This is a genomic window from Mesorhizobium sp. M0998 (assembly GCF_040318885.1).
Lineage (GTDB): Bacteria > Pseudomonadota > Alphaproteobacteria > Rhizobiales > Rhizobiaceae > Mesorhizobium.
Map to the genome: position 1 here is coordinate 1 of NZ_JAMYND010000118.1, position 1,151 is coordinate 1,151.

The 1,151-nt window shown below is 63.2% G+C and carries 1 protein-coding gene; it reads right to left on the reverse strand.

Features of this window, described 5'->3' with window-relative positions:
• Positions 1-6 precede the first annotated feature (6 nt).
• Positions 7-1,098: an ISAs1 family transposase gene (locus tag NKH59_RS33355; protein WP_353024482.1), complete on the reverse strand. Its 1,092-nt coding sequence runs from the start codon at positions 1,096-1,098 to the stop codon at positions 7-9.
• Positions 1,099-1,151: the final 53 nt, after the last annotated feature.

The following is a 1,151-nucleotide window of genomic DNA, read 5'->3' on the forward strand; positions in this document are numbered from 1 at the left end:
GCAGGGCTATCGCATATGAGTGATGGCATTGATGAGATAGTCGTCGTTCCAGGCGCATTTCTTGATGCGATGGCTGATGGGAACTTTGGCAGCATCGGCGGCCTGAAGGATGTTTCTGGCGAGGCGATTGAGAAGGGCCGTGTTGGCGGGGGCATTGTCCTTGCGGGCACGGCTGAGATCCTCATCGAGATGGACATCGAGCATCCAATGCAGGCCGTTCTCGATCTGCCAATGAGCTCTAGTGAGGTCGAGCGCCCGCTGCGGCGACATGAGCGTGGAGGCCATGAACAGGCGCATCAACGGCTTGGCCTGATCGCGTCGGCTGGTGATGCGGATGAAGGCCCGGTGGCCGGGCATCAGCGGCTCGGCCGCCGCCACGATCTCGGCCTGCCGCCACTCGTTGCGGCCGTGGCTGGTCTCGGTCCGCTCGGCAATGGAAGGGGTGGCGTCGGCCAGTTGCAGGTTGGCACGGCGCAGCCAATGACGACGGTTGCCCTTCAGCGCAAGCAGGTAATCGCCACCTCTTTGGGTAATGGCCGCAGCCATGCGGGTGTGGCAGTGGAGCGCGTCGGCGGTGACCAATCTGCCCGTAAGATCAATGAGTTCGACGACTTTGAGCGCGGCCTCGACTTCGTTCTCACCATCGCTCGGCGAGACTGCCGCCAGGCACAGCCGGGTCTCGGCGGCGAAGGCCGACACCGTCAACGGCGGACTGGCTGCCAAGCCCTTCTCGTAGGCTCGCCGCAAAGCCTTGCCGTCAAGCGACACCACCTCGGGCGTCTCTCGGCTGGCTCGGGCGAAAGCTGCGGCAAAGGCAGCAAAGGCGCGACCAAAGGCCTCCGGGTCGAGCAGACGCAGCAGCCGCGAGAAGGTGTCGTGGCTGGGAGCTGCGTCATAGTCGATCAGCCGCGACAGCGCCTGCTTGCGCTCCTGCGCGAACAGGGCAAATTCCGTCGCATTGCTGGCGCCGCACAGGCTTGCTGCGATCATCATCACGATCAGGTCGCCAAGCCGGTGCGTGGCGTTGGGCGCGCGTGGATCAGGCACCGCGCCAAAGTAGCTCTCAAGGCAGGAAATGGCAGTCGCTCCTTCGCTCAACTGCCTCTCCAAAGAATCCTTTCTCAGCCTAAACTCAACCCCAAAATCGCCAT